Here is a 16,006-nt window from a genome sequence, read left to right on the forward strand (position 1 = left end):
CTCAGTGCCGGAAGTGGCGGACTCCGGTGAACAGCATCGCGATGCCTGCGGCGTCCGCGGCCGCGATCACGTCCGCGTCCTTCACCGAGCCACCGGGCTGCACCACCGCGGTCACACCCGCCTTCGCCGCGGCCTCGACTCCGTCGGGGAACGGGAAGAACGCGTCGCTCGCGAGCACGCTGCCGCGGGACTTGTCGCCCGCCTTCTTCACCGCGATCTCGACGCTCACCACGCGCGACATCTGGCCCGCGCCGACGCCCACCGTCGTCGTGCCCTGCGCGAGCACGATCGCGTTGCTCTTCACGTGCTTGCAGACGCGCCACGCGAAGTCGAGCGAGGCGAGCTCCTCGGGCGTCGGGCGGCGCTGGGTGACGACCTTCGCGTTCGCCGTCTCGACGCCGGCGCTCGCGTCGCGCTGCTGCACCACGAACCCGCCGTCGACCTTCTTCGCGGTGAGCGCGCGGTGATCGGCGCGCAGCCACTCGCCCGTCGCGAGCAGGCGCAGGTTCTTCTTCGTGCGCAGCAGCTCGAGCGCGTCGTCCGCGAACTTCGGCGCGATCACGCACTCGAGGAACGTCTCGACGAGGTGCTTCGCGGTCGCGAGATCGACCGGGCGGTTCAGCGCGACGATGCCGCCGAACGCGCTCAGCGCGTCGGCCTCGCGGGCCGCGAGATACGCGTCGTGCAGCGTGCCGCGCGTCGCCACGCCGCAGGGGTTCGTGTGCTTCACGACGACCGCGGCGGGCTCGTCGAATTCGCGCACCGCCTCGAGCGCCGCGTCGCAGTCGACGAGGTTGTTGAACGAGAGCTCCTTGCCGCCCGCGCCGACCGACTCGGAGCGCGCGAGCGAGCCCGCAGGCGCGTTGCGCTCGACGTAGAACGCGCCGCTCTGGTGCGGGTTCTCGCCGTAGCGCAGGCCGTACGCCTTCTCGAGCGAGAACGTCAGCGTGCCCGGATACTCGGTGCGCGCGCCGCTCGCGTCGATCGACGTGAGGTACGCCGCGATCGCGCCGTCGTACGCGGCGGTCTGGGCGAACGCCTTCGCGGCGAGGCGGGCGCGGAGCGCGGCGCTCGGGCCCTCGGGCGCGTCGAGCGAGGCGACGACCTCGTCGTAGTCCGCGGGGTCGACGACCACGGTGACGCGCGCGTGGTTCTTCGCCGCGCTGCGGATCATCGAGGGCCCGCCGATGTCGATGTTCTCGACGATCTCGTCGTGCGGCGCGTTGCGCGCGACGGTGGCCTCGAAGGGATAGAGGTTCACGACGACGAGATCGATCGCCTGGCCGCCCAGCTCCGTGAGCTGGGTGCGATCGCCGATCGTGTCGCGCATCAGGATCCCGCCGTGCACGCGCGGATGGAGCGTCTTCACGCGTCCGTCCATCACCTCCGGCGAGCCCGTGTACTCGGCGACGTCGATCACCGCGATGCCGGCGCCGCGCAGCGCCTTCGCGGTGCCGCCGGTCGACAGGATCTCGACACCCTTGTCGGCGAGCGTGCGGCAGAGCTCGATCACGCCGCGCTTGTCCGACACCGAGACCAGCGCTCTCTCGATTCGAGCCATCGCGAATCCTCCTCTGCGAAGCGTGGGCACCGTGCGCCCGGGCCGCGAGGTACTGGACGCAACGCGATGCGTCAACGAGAGTTGTGCGCCCGCGCGCATCTCACGGAGCAGACCATCGCGACGTGTGTGGCGAGGTCGACGCGCCCCGTGGCGATCGACACCGCGGCGTCGATCCGAGAGGACGCGGAGCACACGTGGTCGCGCGAGATCGCACGCCACGTTTCTTCACGGGCATGGTGGCCGTCGTCTTGCTCCACTGCTCGCGCGGCACGGCGTCCCGCGTCCATTTGTCGCGGGCGGGCGCGGCCGCTAGAACCGGGGCCGAGGTCGATGGAGCAAGCGGTCCAATTCTTCGTGGAGAACGGGTCGTACGGCCTGATGATCGCGGCGCTGATCGCCGCGGGGCTCGGCCTGCCGCTCCCCGAGGACATCGTGATGATCTCGGGCGCGATCCTCGCGCAGCGTGGGCTGACCGATCTCGGGCTCACCGTCGCGGCGCTCGCGTTCGGGGTGTTCGCGGGCGACACCGCGCTCTTCTTCCTCGCGAAGCGGATCGGGCCCGGCATCTACAAGTGGCGGCCCATCCAGCGGATGATGCCCGAGCCGCGACGTCGCTACGTCGAGGGCCTGATGGAGAAGCACGGCACGCTGGTCGTGTTCTTCGCGCGACACGTCGCGGGCTTCCGCGGGCCGACCTTCGCGATCGCCGCGATCCACGGCATCTCGTACCCGCGCTTCATCGTGGCCGACATGCTCGCGCTCGCGATCTCGCTGCCGCTGTGGATGGGGCTCGGCTGGTTCTTCGCGGATCGCTGGGACGATCTCTTCAGCCACACCCAGACCGCGGAGCGCGCGGTCACGATCGGCGTGCTGGTCGTCGTCGTGGTGCTCGTGGTGGGGCACTACGTGAGCAAGGCGATCAAGAAGAAGCTCGCGGAGAAGGTCGACCGTGAGGTCGTCGCGGAAGCGCGCGAAGAGTCGAGCGCGCAGCCGCCCGCATCGTCGTCGTCGTCGGGCAAGGACGCGATCGCAGAGTAGCCGCTCGCCGATCGTTCGCGTGTGTGTCGCACGAGAACGGCATCGAGAGCGCGAGCGAGCGCGGGTGTTCTCGAACACGCCCCCGAGCACGATGCTGCGGGGCTCGAGAGCGGCTCCACCGCGGAGCAACCCCACCACGAGCGGCCCGCTCGCCGAGACCCGGACGGAACAGCTGCGAGCGCGCGCCAGCGCGCCCTTGCGCGAGCGTGCACACCGAAGCCTCCCCAGATCGTCCTCGAGATCGCGCTTTCGCAAGCCACGCTCGCGAGCACGCAAAGACGAGAGCGCGCGAGCGACCTGGCCGTCGCTCGCGCGCTCTTCGTGTCTCTTCGCTCTCTTCGCTGTTCGTGCGGTGGCTCGCCGCGCTCGCTCACTGCTGGACGGGGTAACGCTGCGCGAGGTACGTGACCATGATTCGCGCCTCGTCGGTCGAGAGCTCGGCGCCCTCGCGGATCATGCGACGCACGACGCCGGCCCAGCCCGCGCGATCGTCACCGCCGTGCTCGTCGATGTCGGACAGACCGTGGCAGTCGGTGCACGCGCGCTGGAGCAGCTCACGCGCGAGCGAGGGGCTGTAGCGCAGCTGCGGCGTCGCGGATCCCGCCGCGGCGGGCGCGGACCCACCACCACCGCTGCTGGCGCTCGACGCGCTTCCGCCCGACGCCGCCGCAGGGGCCGTCGCAGCGAGCGTCGCGCCCGAGCTCGACTGACCGCCGCGCGAGCGACGACCACGACGACCACGACGGCCACGGCTGCGTCGCTCCGGCTCCTCGGCGGCCGCGATCACCAGCGGCGCGTCGGTCTGGGGCGCGACCGTCCCTCCGTCGGGCGGCACACCACCGTCGGCAGCCGGCGCGGCGGCAGCCTCGGCGGGCGCACCTTCGGCAGCCGGCGCCGCGCCCTCGACAGCCGCGCCTTCCGCCGGCGGCGCTCCGACATCCGCCTCGAGGTCGGCGACGACGTCCTCGCGATCCGCCTCCTCGTCGCGACGCTGCTGCAGGTCCTCCTGCAGGTTCGGCGTGATCGCGATCAGGTACGCGGTCGCGACGTGCACGTCGACGTCGCTGAGCGGCGTGCCGAGCGTCGGCTTGTTCTGCATGCGGCGGCAGAGGCTCAGCCAGCCCGAGCCGGTGCGCGGCTCGCTCAGGATCGTGCGCAGGTCGTGGCAGAGCGTGCACTCGCGCGTGACGACCTCACGACCTTGCTCGAGCGACGACACGCTCGAGAGCCCTTCCGCCGTGTAGCCCGACGGGAGATCGAGGCTCGCGAGGATGCCGCGGACGCGCTCGCGGTTCTCGTCGTGCAACAGCTCGGCGCTGCCGTGCGCGCGGATCGCGAAGGGCAGCGAGAGCGTGCCCAGCAGGATCGTGCACACGAGCAGCACGAGCCCGAGCGCGGGCATCGACTCCTCGAAGTACCGGAAGAACCGGAGGATGAAGATCTTCGTGAAGAGGACGACGCCGATCGTGATCGCGGCGACCGCGTGGATGACCGTGCGCGCCGGGAGCTCGACTTGGTACTCCCAGAGTCGCGGCACCATGTAGATCATCATCACGACGTAGATCGCGGCGTACGCGTATCCGACGACGCGATGCACGGCCATCCAGAACGGCGGCGCGTGACTCTTCTTGGCCACCGGATCCCAGTATTTCGGGTTCCACAGCCAGGCCTGGAGGAGGACGGCGATGAGGCATAGCGCCAGGAACGCAACGCCCAGCCACATGGAGACGGTGACGCTCACGAGGGCAGCGCGGTCTGCACCGTGTGTGCCCGCGGAATTTTCGCGGAATTCGTGAGCAAACTCGGAGCGGAGAGCGTGGCCCGCTCCGGATGGGATCACGTCGTGCGCCGGGCTCACGTCCGAGGCACGATCGCCGGCGAGCGAGCGCTGTGCGCGGAGCGCACGAGCGAGCGAAGCTCCGATGCCCGAAGCTCGCGGCCGCTCATGACAGCAGCCGCGAGTACCAGGGCGCCGGAGCCACCGCCCCGCGACGCACGCCGAGACTCGCTCAGACCGAGATCGCGCCCTTCCGGAAATCAGACGAGCCGATCTTCACGTTCACCAGCGCCGGCTCCGGGCACTCGAATGCCTTCTGCAGCGCGTCCTTCACCTGGTCCGGCGTCTCCGCGTAGAAGCCCTTCGCGCCCACCGCTTCCGCGACGAGGTCGTAGCGCGTGTACGCGAGCTTCGTCGCGGGCGTGCGCTCCGCGCCGAAGATGTCGCGCTGACCGCGATAGATCTGCGTCCAGCACGCGTCGTTGCCGATCACGCCGACGACCTTGATCCCCTGGCGCGCCATCGCCTCGAACTCGAGGCCGTGCAGGCCGAAGCTGCCGTCGCCGTACACCAGGATCACGCGGCTCTCGGGGCGCACGAGCTTCGCCGCCATCGCGTACCCCGGGCCCACGCCCAGCGTGCCGAGCGGGCCGGGATCCATCCACAGCCCCGGCCACCGGATCGGCAGCGTGTACGCCGCGGTCGCGACGAAGTCACCGCCGTCGCCGATCACGATCGTGTCGTCCTGCACGTACTTCGCGAGCTCGCTGCAGACCCAGAGCGGGTTCGGCGGGCTCGTCGCGCCGCCCGCGATCTCCGCGCGCATCTTGCCCTGACGGCCCTCTTCGTCGGCGCGGATCGTCGCGAGCCAGTCGCCGGCGTCCTTCTTCGCGATCGCCTGCTCGAGCGCCGCGAGCGCGTGACCGCTGTCCGCCGGGATGCCGACGTCGACGCCGCGATTGCGCCCGAGCTCCTCGGGATCGAGGTCGATCTGGATGACCTTCACGTCCTTCGCCCACGTGCCCTCGCGGCCGTAGTCGACGCGGAAGTCGAAGGGCGTGCCGAGCACGATCACGACGTCGGCACCCGCGAGCGCAGCGCGACGCGAGCGCGACATGAAGCAGCTGTGCGAGGGCGCGAGCGCGCCGCGCGCCATGCCGTTGAGGAACGTCGGCATCGGGCGCTTCGCGAGGAAGCGCTCGAGCGCGCCCTTGTCGCGCGACCAGCGCAGCTGCGAGCCGCAGATCACCATCGGGCGCTCGGCGCCGTCGATCAGCTTCGCGGCGGCCTCGATCGCCTCCTTCGAGGGCGCGGGCGTGAGCTCGCTGCGGTACTGCGTCGGACGGACGATCTGCTGGTCCGTCGCGAAGTTCATCAGGATGTCGAGCGGGATCTCGAGGAACACCGGGCCCGGCACGCCGGTCGTGGCGATGCGGAACGCGGTCGTGACGAACTCCTCGAGGCGTCGCGTCTCGGTCACGGTCGCCGACCACTTCGTGATCGGCTTCATGAGCTCGACGTGATCCATGTCCTGCAGCGAGCCCATGTGCTTGTACGCGACCGGGCCCGCGCCTCCGATCACGATCATCGGCACGCCCGCGCGCTGCGCGTTCGCGACCGCAGTGACGACGTCGGTCACGCCGGGGCCCGCGGTGACGAGCGCGACGCCGGGCTTGCCGGTCACGCGCGCGTAGCCGTCGGCCGCGTGCCCCGCGGTCTGCTCGTGGCGCGTGTCGACCACGCGGATGCCCTCGTCGAGACACCCGTCGTAGATGTTCTGGATGTGCCCGCCGCAGAGCGTGAAGACGTGGGTGATCCCTTCGTTCTTGAGCGCGCGTGCGACGATCCGACCGCCGTGGAGCATGGGTGTCCTCCCGATCCCCTGAGAAAGGTGGGTCGCGATGGTAGCGAGGCGAGAGCGTCATTTCTATCGCGAGGACGACAATCTCGTAGACTCGCGCGATGAGCCGGATGGTCTACGAGCACCAACTGCCACCGGAGAACGATCCCGAGGTCGTCGCGCTCGCGCGATCTTGGATCGACGGAGCGCGCGACGCGCAACGTCCGGGTCGCGCGATGGCCTATGCGATCCCGAGCACGCTGATCGGCATCGTGCTGTGGGGCGAGCTCAACCGGTGGACCGGGTTCGACATGCACTGGTACGTGATGGCGGGCTCGGCCGTCGCGCTGGGCGTCGTGCTCGGCCGGCCGTGCCGCACGCTCGGCGCGCTCTTCGATCGACGGTGGGCCGCGGTGCTCTTCCTGCTCGGGTTCGCGATGGGCGCGCTCGGCGATCTGTACGCGATGACCGCGCTGGTCGCGGCGCGAGAGGGCGTCGGTTGGCTCTCGGTGATCACCCAGGCCGACGTCGGTGGGTGGATCGCAGGGCGCACGCCGCTCGACTGGATCGTCGCGGGCGCGGGCGGCGCCGGCGCGGCGCTCGCGGGCCGACCGCCGATGGACGAGCGACAGCTCGCGATGCAGGCGCGCATCGACGTCGCGGCGCGCCGGCTCGACGCGCAGGAGCGCGAGGACGCGGAGCACGCGGCGTAGATCACTCCTTCGGAGTCTCCTCGGACGCCGCTTTGTAGATCCCGCGCGCCATCACCGACGTCGCGGCATCGGCGCGTCGCGCGAGCACGGTACGACGCGCGCGCCACACGCCGGCATCGCGCGGCGCCGCGTCGCCTGCCATCTGCGCGAGGTGCGACGCGAGCGCGTGCTCGCCCGCGTCGGAGAGCGCGAGCGCGCGATCTGCGAGCGCGCTCGCGCCGCCGCACATCGACGCGATCTCGCGCGCGAGATCACGAGGGTGCGCGGGCTGCAGCGACGCGGGCTCGCCGTCCCACCACCCGCCGTAGAGGCGCCACACGTTGCGCACGATGAACGCGGGCTCGTCGTAGGTCGGTCGCAGGTACGGCTTCTCGAGCAAGTGTGCCGGTGCCTTCACCGTCGCGAGCACGTCGGCGAGGCGCGCGCCCTGGTTCATCAGCGCGAGCGTCTGATCGTGCAGGGACTCGAGCAGCTCCGCGGTGTCGATCAAGAGCGCGCGCACGCGCTCGGCGCCCGCGATCGGCAGGCCGTGGCCGGGCGTGAGGAGCTCCGGCTCGAGCGCGGCCATCGCGCGCAGCGCGTGCGCCCAGTCGAGCGCATAGCGCTGGACCTTCTGCGGGTTGCCGGCGTTCGGACAGGCCCAGATGACGAGGTCGCCTGCGCAGACGAGCCGCCGCGAGGGAAACCACGCCCACGTCGCGTCGTCGGTCTCACCGCGCGCGTGGAAGAGCTCGATGCGCTCGCCGCCCGCGTCGATCGCGAGGCGCGTCGAGTACGTCACGTCGGGATCGCGGAAGCGCTCGGGGAACTGCACCGGAGTCTGGAACTGACGCTGGTTGATGCAGGCGTTCCAACCGCGGGCGCGTCGATATCGCGCGAAGCGCGCGGGCACGAGCTCGTGCGCGTAGACGGTCGGGCGCGCCCAACCACGGGCGTCCGCCTCCTGCTCCCAGCGCTCGACGCCGAAGCAGTGATCGACGTGCCCGTGCGTGAACACGACCGCGTGCGCGCGCGCGTCGGGGCGCCACATCCGGAGGCTCACGTGCACCTGCCCCGAGAGCAGGAACGAGCCGGTGTCGACGAGCACGAGCCCGCGCTCGGTCGTGATCGCCGTCGCGTTCGCGAAGCTCGACACGAACGCGATGCCGGGCGCGATCTCGTCGAGCTCGAGGCGCGGCGTGAACGGCGCGACCTCTTCGACGTCGACGATGCCGTCGATGACGTCTTCCGCGAGCTGCGTCAGCTTCCCCACGGCGACGATGCTACGCGAGTCGCCTCGCGCACGGCCCTCCGCGCTCGTGGGCTCCGAGACGACCGACGACGTCTGCTCGTCGGCGAGCGTGCTCGTGTGCTTCGGAGCCTCGCCACGGCGCGCCTTCAGCTCGCGGTCGCCGCGAGCCGCCAGCCCTTCGCGCGCTCTTGCTCCCGCCAGAGCGCGGCGTAGACGCCGTCCGCGGCGATCAGCTCGTCGTGCGTGCCGGACTCCGCGACGCGCCCTCGCTCGAGCACGACGATCCGATGCGCGCGCCGCACCGTGCGCAGTCGATGGGCGATCACCACGACGGTCTTCTTCGCGACGAGCTCGTCGATCGCTCGCTGGATCTCGGCCTCCGCCGACGCGTCGACCGAGGCCGTCGCCTCGTCGAGCAGCACGATCGGCGCGTCCTTGAGGATCGCGCGCGCGATGGACAGACGCTGGCGCTCGCCACCCGAGAGCGTTCCGCCGCCTTCGCCGAGCACGGTGTCGTAGCCGTCCGGCAGCGCCGTGATGAAGTCGTGCGCACGCGCAGCCTTCGCAGCCCGCTCGACCTCCTCGCGTGACGCGTCGGGCCGCCCCACGCGGAGGTTCTCGAGGATCGTGCCGGAGAAGAGGACGACGTCCTGGAACACCATCGCGATGTGCTGGTGCAGCTGCTCGAAGGGCACGTCGCGGATGTCGACACCGCCGATGCGGATCGCGCCTCGCCCCCTCGGGATGTCCCAGAGGCGCGCGACGAGATGGACCAGCGTCGACTTGCCGGATCCCGACGCGCCGACGAGCGCGGTGAGCGAGCGCTCGGGGAAGCTCACCGAGACCCCGTCGAGCACGGCGTCTTCGTCGTAGGCGAACGACACCGCGTCGACCTCCACGTCGAACCTCTGGATCGGCGGCGCGCTCGCGGACGGCTCCGCGAGAGGCTCCTCCGCGAGCAGCCGGTCGACGCGACCGAGCGCGCGCTGTGAGGCTCGCAAGAGGAGCAGCGCCACGCCGAGACCGGCCACCTGCTGCACGACGCCCACGGTCACCACGAGGAAGACGAGCAGCACGCCGGGCTCGATCGAGCCTCGGAGGACCAGCTCGCTCCCGGCGTACGCCACCGCGACGAAGCTCACCTCGATCACGAATCCGAACGCCGCGAGCAGCGGCGACGGCAGCACGTCGGCGCGGACGAGCGCGTCGCGCAGCCGCTCCATCGCGCTCACCAAGCGCTGATAGACGTCGCCGTGGCGGCCGAACGCGCGGAGCACGGCGATGCCCTGCACGTACTCGACGACGCGCCCGCTCACGTCGGCCCCCGCGTCGAGCACCGCGTCGATCTCACGCACGAAGACGGGCGTGGTCGCCGCCAGCACGACGAGCGCGACGGGCAGCGCGGCGAGGACGACGAGCCCCAAGCGCCAGTCGAGGGCACAGAGGCCGAGGCCGACGAGCATCGGCAGCGCGAAGCTCGCCGCGAAGACGGCGACGGTGTGCGACCACACGTCCTCGACGAGCGCGAGATCCGTCGTCAGCACGCCCGCGAGCTCGCCGCTCCGGCGCTGCGTGAAGAACCCCATCGGCAGGCGCCGCAGGTGATCCGCGGTGCGGATGCGCGCCTGCCCCATGAGCGCGTGCGCGGCGATGAAGATGTTCGACATCGCGCCGCGAGAGAGGACGAGACGCAGCAGCACCGAGAGCGCGATCGCGAAGGTCGCCCACCCCGTGAGCGTCATCGAGAGCCGGCGCTCGAGCGCCTCGCGCACGAGGAGCAGGACGACGGCGTAGGGCGCCGCGATCGCCAGCGCCTCGCCGAACGCGAAGAACAAGCCGCGCCGCAGCCGCGCGTCGCGACGGCCCGCGAGCCGCTCGCCGAGCAGGAAGACGTCTCGCAGCATCACGCGACCTCCTTCGCGACCGCAGGCGCATCCGCCTCGCCCAACGACCAGTCCAGCGCCTCGGTGTGGCTCTCCCAGAGACGCTGGTAGAGCGCGCAGCGCGCGAGCAGCTCGTCGTGCGTGCCTCGATCGGACACGCGGCCGCCCTCGAGCACGACGATGTGATCGGCGGTGGCGATGGTGGACAGCCGGTGCGCGACCACGAGGACCGTCCGCCCGGCGCAGAGCTCCGAGAGCGCCTCCTGGATGCGCGCTTCGTTCTCGGGATCGGCGAATGCCGTCGCCTCGTCGAGCAGCAGCACCGGCGCGTCCTTGAGCAGCGCGCGCGCGATGGACAGGCGCTGCTTCTCGCCGCCGGAGAGCCTCGCGCCGCGCTCGCCGAGCAGCGTGTCGTAGCGCTGCGGCAGCGCCTGGATGAAGTCGTACGCGCGCGCAGCGCGGCACGCGGCGTCGATCTGCGCGTCGGTGGCGTCGGGCCGAGCGAGACGGAGGTTGTCGCGGACCGTGCCGTGGAAGAGGAACACGTCCTGGAACACCATCGAGACGCGCGAGAGCAGCGCGTCGAGCGCGAACGTGCGCACATCGACGCCACCGAGCTCGACGGCGCCGCTCGCCGCCTCCCACAGCCTCGGAACGAGCCGCACGAGCGTCGTCTTGCCCGCGCCCGAAGGCCCGACCAGCGCCGTGACCTTGCCCGCCGGGGCTTCGAACGAGACGTCGTGGAGGACCTCCGGGCCGCCGTCCTCGTAGCGGAAGCCGACGCCGCGGAACGCGATGCCGTCGTGCGCAGGCCGCGCGAGGCCCGCGGTGCGCTCGAGATCCGGCGCCGTGAGGATCGCCTGGATGCGCCCGTTGCCGGCCTCGATGCGCTCGACGTTCCCCCACGCGAACATCAGCCGCATCAGCGACATGAGGAGCTGCGGCCCGAGCACGAGGAAGAGCACGAGCGACTCGAGCGAGAGCGTCCTGCGCGTGTAGAAGAAGCCGCCGAGCGGCACGAGCACGACGAGGCTCGAGCCGATGAGCGCGCCGAACGCGCCGTACCCGCGGCCGTTGGTGCGCATGAAGCCTTCCATCCACGCGAGACCTTCGTCGATCGAGCGCGAGAGCTCGCCGAAGCGCTGCGCGGAGAGGCCGAAGGTCTTGATGACCTGGATGCCCCGCAGGTACTCGAGCAACGAGCGGTTCGTCCGGCTCTGGATCTCGTTCCACTGCTGGTGCGCCGTGCCGGCGCCGCGCATCGCGACCGCCATCGCGCCGACGGCGAGCGGCGCCATCGCGATGCTCGCGAGCGCCATGCGCCAGTCGACCCCGAGCAACGCGATGGTGGTGGCGATCGGCACGACGAACGCGGCGACCGCGTCGGGGAAGTGGTGGGCGATGAACGCCTCGATCTGGTTCACGTCGTCCATCAGCGTCTTGCGCAGCTCACCGGCGCTGCGACGGCTGAAGAACGAGAGCGGCACCGCGCCGAGCTTCTTCGCGAGCTCGAGGCGCAGCGCGTGCAACGTGCGGAACGCCGCGACGTGCGCGAGCACGTTCGCGCCGGCGACGAGGACGTAGCGCAGCGCCAGCGCGAGCGCCGCGACGAGCGCGAGCGAGCGGACCGTGTCGAGGTCCGGAGGGGTCGCGTAGATCGCGGTCGCCATGCGCGCGACGACGAAGAACGGCACGAGCGCGAGGGCCGCGGCCGACGTCGACGCGAGCGCGGCCGCGACGACGAGCGGCCCCTGCATCCCGAGCAGCCGCCTCAACCCCTTCAGCGTGGGTTGTTCGCTCTCATTGGGTCCCATGCGCCGAGTGAGCCTCGGGACCGGAACCGCGTATTGGATCTTTTTACCGGCGCACCGAGACGTGGTCGGTGCCGACGACGCGCGCGGCGAGGTACTCGCGAGGCGTCGAGCCTGCGAGCGAGCGGAACTCGCGCACGAAGTGCGCTTGATCGAAGTAGCCGTGCTCGGCGGCCACCGCGGCGCCGCGCAGGGTGCCGTGATCGAGCGCGCGCAGCGCCGAACGGAACCGTCGGACGCGCCAGAACGCCTTCGGGCTCAATCCGACCTCGTCGCGGAACAGCGCCAAGAGGCGCTTCGGTGAGAGCCCGGTCCGGCGATTCACCTCGCCGACCGACGTGAGGTCGCGGCCCTCGAACGCATCGAGCGACAGCCGCAGCGCGGCGTCCAGCTCGAACGAGCGAGCGAGCCGACGCAGGAGGTTGTCTTCGAGGAGCCGCACCCGATCGCGCGGCGAGGACGTCTCCATCAACCGTTCGCGCAGCGAGTGAGCCGACGCGCCCCACAGCGCGTCGAGCGACACGACCCGCCCCGTGATCGCATCGGCGGGCAGGTCGAAGAAGGGGCGCGCCCCGCCGGGCTTGAACTCCACGCCGACCGTCGGCCCGAGCGCGGTGTCGATCAGCAGCGGCGTCACCCGCGCGCCACACACGATCGCGCCCGAGACCTCGGTGGCGTCGATCGCGTCCTCGTCGGTGAAGACGCGCAGCGGGCCGTTGCCGAGGTGGACGACGAGGGACTGCGCGCCGCTCGGGAGCACCCTCTCGCGCTCCGCCTGCGCCACGTAGCTGTCCGCCGCCCAGATGAGCTCGACGAGCCCATCGAGCGGCGGGCTCGGCCGATGGACCGTGATGCGCGTGACGCGCGCCGGCGGCTCCTGCACCGGCCGGAGAGCGCGCAGGGCCCTCACCGCTCCGCCAGCCTCCGCGCTCTCCGCGCTTCCGCGTCCTTCGCTCTCCGCTCGTCGTCGGCGGTCTCGCAGAGCAGCGGCGGGACCTTCACCGCCTTGCCCTTCTCGTCGACGCACACGAAGGTCATGAACGCATCGACGCAGAGCCGGCGATGCATGGTCGCGCGGTCCTCGACCTGCACCTCGATCTCGACCTCGACCGAGCTCGAGAACGCGGCGTTCACGCGCGCCGCGAGGACCACGACGTCGCCGACGCGCATGGGCGCGAGGAACTTCACGTTGTCGATCGCGGCGGTGACCGCGGTCCGACCGCAGTGGCGCTGCGCGGCGATCGCGGCGCAGATGTCCATCCACGCCAGCACGGTGCCGCCGAACGCGGTGCCGATCGCGTTCGAGTGCTGCGGCAGCACGAGCTCCGTCATCTCGGTGTAGGACGCGCGCGGAGAGCGAGGCGGGGGCGTTCCTTCGTGGCTCACGCGGGCGTAGTAGCACGCCGCCGCGGTATATCCGTCGCGTGCGCCGCCTCGCCCACGTCCTCGCGCTCGCGATCACCCTCGCGGCGCTCGTGGCGCGCGCGCAGTCGGACGCGGCGATCGAGGTCGCGCTCGATCCACCGGCGCGACTCGCGGTCGGAGCGCGCGCCGAGGTGATCGTGCGAGTGCGCGCGAGCGAGCGCGCGGGGCGCCCGATGTTGATCACGCCGAGCAGCGAAGGCAGCGCGATCGAGGTCGTGCGCGGAAGGCTCACGCGCGGCGACGCCGAGGAAGCGGGCGGCGAGCTCCGGTTCCGCGTCCCGATCGTGGCGCGCACCGCAGGCACCGCGGTGATGCGCGTGCGCGTCGACGGCTTCGCGTGCGAAGCAGGCCACTGCCGCGCGCTGGTGGTGGAAGCGAGCGCCCCGATCGAGGTGCTGCCGGCGCCGTGATCGTTCCTCGAGCGCGTGCTCGAGAGCGCCCCCGCCGAGACCTCGCCGATCTCGCCTCAGCGTGCGACGATGCCCACCTCCTAGCGATGCTCACGCTCATCCGCCGTCAGTCGCGCCTCGTCCGCGTCGCCGCTTGGACCTCGTGGGTGCTCTCCTGCGCCGGCGTCATCGAGCGCTTCTCGCCCGATCGCGAAGCCGTCATCGACGACTGGAAGCTCCGCTGGGCGCGCGGCATGCGCGGCATCGTCGGGCTCGATCCCACGCTCGTGCACGGCGAGCCCTCGCTCTCCAGCGGGCGCGGTCGCCTCATCGTCGCGAACCACCGCACGCCGCTCGACATCGTCACGCTGCTCTCGCTCTTCGGCGGTCATTTCCTCGCGAACCACAAGGTCTCGCGCGCGCCGATCGTCGGGCGAGGTGCGCACCGCATCGGCACGGTGTTCGTCGATCGCGGCGATCGCCGCAGCGGCGCCGCCGCGATCCGCCAGATGCGCGCGCTGCTCGAGATGAAGCGCACGGTGATCGTGTTCCCCGAGGGCACCACCTTCGCGGGCGACGAGGTGCGGCCCTTCAAGGGCGGCGCGTTCAGCGCGGCCGCGGGCCTGCCGGTCGACGTCGTGCCGGTCGGCATCGCGTACACGCCGGGGCACGAGTACGCCGACGGAAGCCTCGGCGCGCACGTGCGCACGTTCCTCGCGCGGGCTCGCACGCCGGCGTGGGTCTCGGTCGGCGAGACGCTCGAGATGCCGTCGGTGCGGCGCGGCTTCGAGGACGAGGTGCGAAGCCACGTGCAGACGCTCGTCGAGCGCAGCCGCCGCGCCTCGATCGACGCGCTCGGTGATCGCGCGCGCCCCGCGCTCCCCGAGACCACCGAGCCCCAGGAGGATCGATGAGCGACGCGAACGAGAGCGGGGATCTCGACCACCTCGTTCCGCCGATCGGCGCCGCGCCGCCCGAAGAGCGCATGCTGCGCGCGAACTGGATCTCCAGCCTCGAGCGCTCGCCCAACGGCTTCCCGCTGCTCTGGCCCGAGTTCGTCGCGCGACAGGGGCGCGCAGTGCGCATCGTCGACGTGCGCGAGCCCGACGAGCTCGTCGGGCCGCTCGGTCACATCCCGGGATGCGACTGGATCCCCGCGAGCCGCGCCCGCTCGCTCGTCGATCGCCTCGATCGCGACGCGAAGATCATCCTCGTCTCGCGCGCCGGTGAGCGCTCGGGCCCGCTCGCGCGAGAGCTCGAGGTCGCGGGCATGCGCTTCGTCGCGTCGATGATCGGCGGCATGGTCGCGTGGCGCTCGCTCGGCTTCGCGGTCTCGCGCGACTCGTCGATCCTCGCGCGGCGCGACGAGCTGCGCGACGCGCCCGAGGTCCCGGCGCGCCCGGGGCCGCTCTCGATCGACGCGGTGCGTGAGCACGTGGGCGATCCGCTCTCGGTGCGCTGGGTGAAGATGGCGTCGCTGCTGCTGCACGGTCGCCTCTCGTGCGTCGACGGACGCGACGAGACCGGCGTCATCGGCACGCCCGGCGGCGACTCCGGCGAGCTGCTGCTCGCACTGCACGCGCTCGAGCGCGTGCTCGGTCGCGAGCTGCGCCCCGGCGAGGTCGCCGAGCTGCTCTCGCGACGCGTCGACACCTTCGGCCGCTTCTACATGCACGGCGACGTGCAGGCGGCGAACACGATGATCGCGGCGCTGCGCGGGGATCGCCGGTTCGACGAGGCGGTCGCGGGCATCAGCGAGACCATGCAGTGGCGCCGCTTCTTCGAGCACCCGCCCGAGTCGGTGCGCGAGCTCCTGCTCGAGTACTCGGTGCAGCCGCCCCACGTCGGGTGCGGTCACCTCAAGCTGATGATGCAGGAGCACGCGCAGTACGAGGCGCGGCCCCAGCTCGTGCGCGACGTGCTGCGCGCGTTCCATCGCCTGCGCTGGAACGGCGCGGCCGACGTCGAGTTCGTGCCGCTGCCCGGCGGCCACCAGGAGGGCGCGGTGGTGAACGTGCGGGTGCACGACGAGCTGCGCTCGTACACGCCGGTGCCGCTCGTCTCGCCGAAGGGCATGGGCACGCAGATGTTCGTGAACCACCCGCAGGTCGTGGACGCGCTGCGCGTGGAGACCGCGAGCTTCCTCTGCGAGCAGGGCGATCTCGTGCCGATCGACGAGAGCCGTCGCGAGGCGCTCCTCGCCGAGATGAGCGCGCTCTCGCAGGTGCGCATGATGGCAACGCTCGGCCGCCTCGCGAAGGGCCTTCCCATCTACGACCTCACGTTCGATCGGCGCGGTCGCGTGAGCGTCGAGCACGTCGGGCACGTGCCCTGACGA

At 71.6% G+C, this 16,006-nt stretch carries 13 protein-coding genes; 5 read left to right on the forward strand and 8 right to left on the reverse strand.

The features are described from left to right. Position 1 precedes the first annotated feature (1 nt). A complete protein-coding gene (gene purH, locus I5071_RS20875) occupies positions 2-1,561 on the reverse strand; it encodes a bifunctional phosphoribosylaminoimidazolecarboxamide formyltransferase/IMP cyclohydrolase (protein ID WP_236607258.1) in 1,560 nt (519 codons plus the stop codon). Between the two features lie 330 nt (positions 1,562-1,891). Here purH and I5071_RS20880 point away from each other — a divergent pair, with 330 nt between their 5' ends. Next, a complete protein-coding gene (locus I5071_RS20880) occupies positions 1,892-2,599 on the forward strand; it encodes a DedA family protein (RefSeq protein WP_236607259.1) in 708 nt (235 codons plus the stop codon). Positions 2,600-2,969: 370 nt separating this feature from the next. Here the strand turns inward: I5071_RS20880 and I5071_RS20885 are convergent, their stop codons facing one another. Both I5071_RS20885 and I5071_RS20890 read right to left on the reverse strand, forming a co-directional pair. After that, positions 2,970-4,235 carry a hypothetical protein gene (locus I5071_RS20885; protein WP_236607260.1) on the reverse strand — a complete coding sequence of 422 codons (1,266 nt, stop codon included), beginning with the start codon at positions 4,233-4,235 and terminating at the stop codon, positions 2,970-2,972. 373 nt (positions 4,236-4,608) lie between these two features. Continuing rightward, positions 4,609-6,240: a thiamine pyrophosphate-binding protein gene (locus tag I5071_RS20890; RefSeq protein ID WP_236607261.1), complete on the reverse strand. Its 1,632-nt coding sequence runs from the start codon at positions 6,238-6,240 to the stop codon at positions 4,609-4,611. A gap of 212 nt (positions 6,241-6,452) precedes the next feature. Here I5071_RS20890 and I5071_RS20895 point away from each other — a divergent pair, with 212 nt between their 5' ends. After that, complete coding sequence (locus I5071_RS20895; RefSeq protein ID WP_236607262.1) at positions 6,453-6,929, forward strand: hypothetical protein; 477 nt, start codon at positions 6,453-6,455, stop codon at positions 6,927-6,929. Position 6,930: 1 nt separating this feature from the next. On the opposite strand, the gene I5071_RS20900 is transcribed toward I5071_RS20895, so the two are convergent. From I5071_RS20900 to I5071_RS20920, 5 genes are all read right to left on the reverse strand, one after another. Continuing rightward, the gene (locus I5071_RS20900) at positions 6,931-8,181 is read right to left on the reverse strand and encodes an alkyl sulfatase dimerization domain-containing protein (protein WP_236607263.1); all 1,251 of its coding nucleotides are present in this window, start codon (positions 8,179-8,181) and stop codon (positions 6,931-6,933) included. A 125-nt stretch (positions 8,182-8,306) separates the two neighbouring features. Further along, positions 8,307-10,064, reverse strand: coding sequence for an ABC transporter ATP-binding protein (locus I5071_RS20905; RefSeq protein ID WP_236607264.1), 1,758 nt, complete (start codon positions 10,062-10,064; stop codon positions 8,307-8,309). After that, complete coding sequence (locus I5071_RS20910) at positions 10,064-11,800, reverse strand: ABC transporter ATP-binding protein (RefSeq protein WP_236607265.1); 1,737 nt, start codon at positions 11,798-11,800, stop codon at positions 10,064-10,066. Before I5071_RS20910 ends, I5071_RS20905 begins: the two co-directional genes overlap by 1 nt. Positions 11,801-11,900: 100 nt before the next feature. Beyond that, positions 11,901-12,764 carry a helix-turn-helix transcriptional regulator gene (locus I5071_RS20915; protein WP_236607266.1) on the reverse strand — a complete coding sequence of 288 codons (864 nt, stop codon included), beginning with the start codon at positions 12,762-12,764 and terminating at the stop codon, positions 11,901-11,903. Next, positions 12,761-13,240 carry an acyl-CoA thioesterase gene (locus I5071_RS20920; protein WP_236607267.1) on the reverse strand — a complete coding sequence of 160 codons (480 nt, stop codon included), beginning with the start codon at positions 13,238-13,240 and terminating at the stop codon, positions 12,761-12,763. Before I5071_RS20920 ends, I5071_RS20915 begins: the two co-directional genes overlap by 4 nt. Before the next feature lie 38 nt (positions 13,241-13,278). Between I5071_RS20920 and I5071_RS20925 the strand changes: the two genes are divergently transcribed. The 3 genes from I5071_RS20925 (at position 13,279) to I5071_RS20935 (ending at position 16,003) form a co-directional block, all read left to right on the forward strand. Continuing rightward, entirely contained in the window at positions 13,279-13,689 is a 411-nt protein-coding gene (locus I5071_RS20925; RefSeq protein ID WP_236607268.1) for a hypothetical protein, read from the forward strand. Between the two features lie 86 nt (positions 13,690-13,775). After that, positions 13,776-14,582, forward strand: a complete 807-nt coding sequence (locus tag I5071_RS20930; RefSeq protein WP_236607269.1) for a lysophospholipid acyltransferase family protein — start codon at positions 13,776-13,778, stop codon at positions 14,580-14,582. Continuing rightward, positions 14,579-16,003 (forward strand): rhodanese-like domain-containing protein, encoded by a 1,425-nt coding sequence (locus I5071_RS20935; RefSeq protein ID WP_236607270.1) that lies wholly within the window; start codon positions 14,579-14,581, stop codon positions 16,001-16,003. Before I5071_RS20930 ends, I5071_RS20935 begins: the two co-directional genes overlap by 4 nt. The last annotated feature ends 3 nt before the right edge of the window (positions 16,004-16,006 follow it).

This window comes from Sandaracinus amylolyticus (genome assembly GCF_021631985.1).
GTDB lineage: Bacteria > Myxococcota_A > Polyangia > Polyangiales > Sandaracinaceae > Sandaracinus > Sandaracinus amylolyticus_A.

Excerpts from the sequence above, each read along its gene's own strand:
- I5071_RS20910 (WP_236607265.1), bottom strand. The coding sequence starts at position 11,800 with ATGCAGGGGCCGCTCGTCGTCGCGGCCGCGCTCGCGTCGACGTCGGCC.
- I5071_RS20890 (WP_236607261.1), bottom strand. The coding sequence starts at position 6,240 with ATGCTCCACGGCGGTCGGATCGTCGCACGCGCGCTCAAGAACGAAGGG.
- I5071_RS20880 (WP_236607259.1), top strand. The coding sequence starts at position 1,892 with ATGGAGCAAGCGGTCCAATTCTTCGTGGAGAACGGGTCGTACGGCCTG.
- I5071_RS20930 (WP_236607269.1), top strand. The coding sequence starts at position 13,776 with ATGCTCACGCTCATCCGCCGTCAGTCGCGCCTCGTCCGCGTCGCCGCT.
- purH (WP_236607258.1), bottom strand. The coding sequence starts at position 1,561 with ATGGCTCGAATCGAGAGAGCGCTGGTCTCGGTGTCGGACAAGCGCGGC.
- I5071_RS20935 (WP_236607270.1), top strand. The coding sequence starts at position 14,579 with ATGAGCGACGCGAACGAGAGCGGGGATCTCGACCACCTCGTTCCGCCG.
- I5071_RS20905 (WP_236607264.1), bottom strand. The coding sequence starts at position 10,064 with ATGCTGCGAGACGTCTTCCTGCTCGGCGAGCGGCTCGCGGGCCGTCGC.
- I5071_RS20895 (WP_236607262.1), top strand. The coding sequence starts at position 6,453 with ATGGCCTATGCGATCCCGAGCACGCTGATCGGCATCGTGCTGTGGGGC.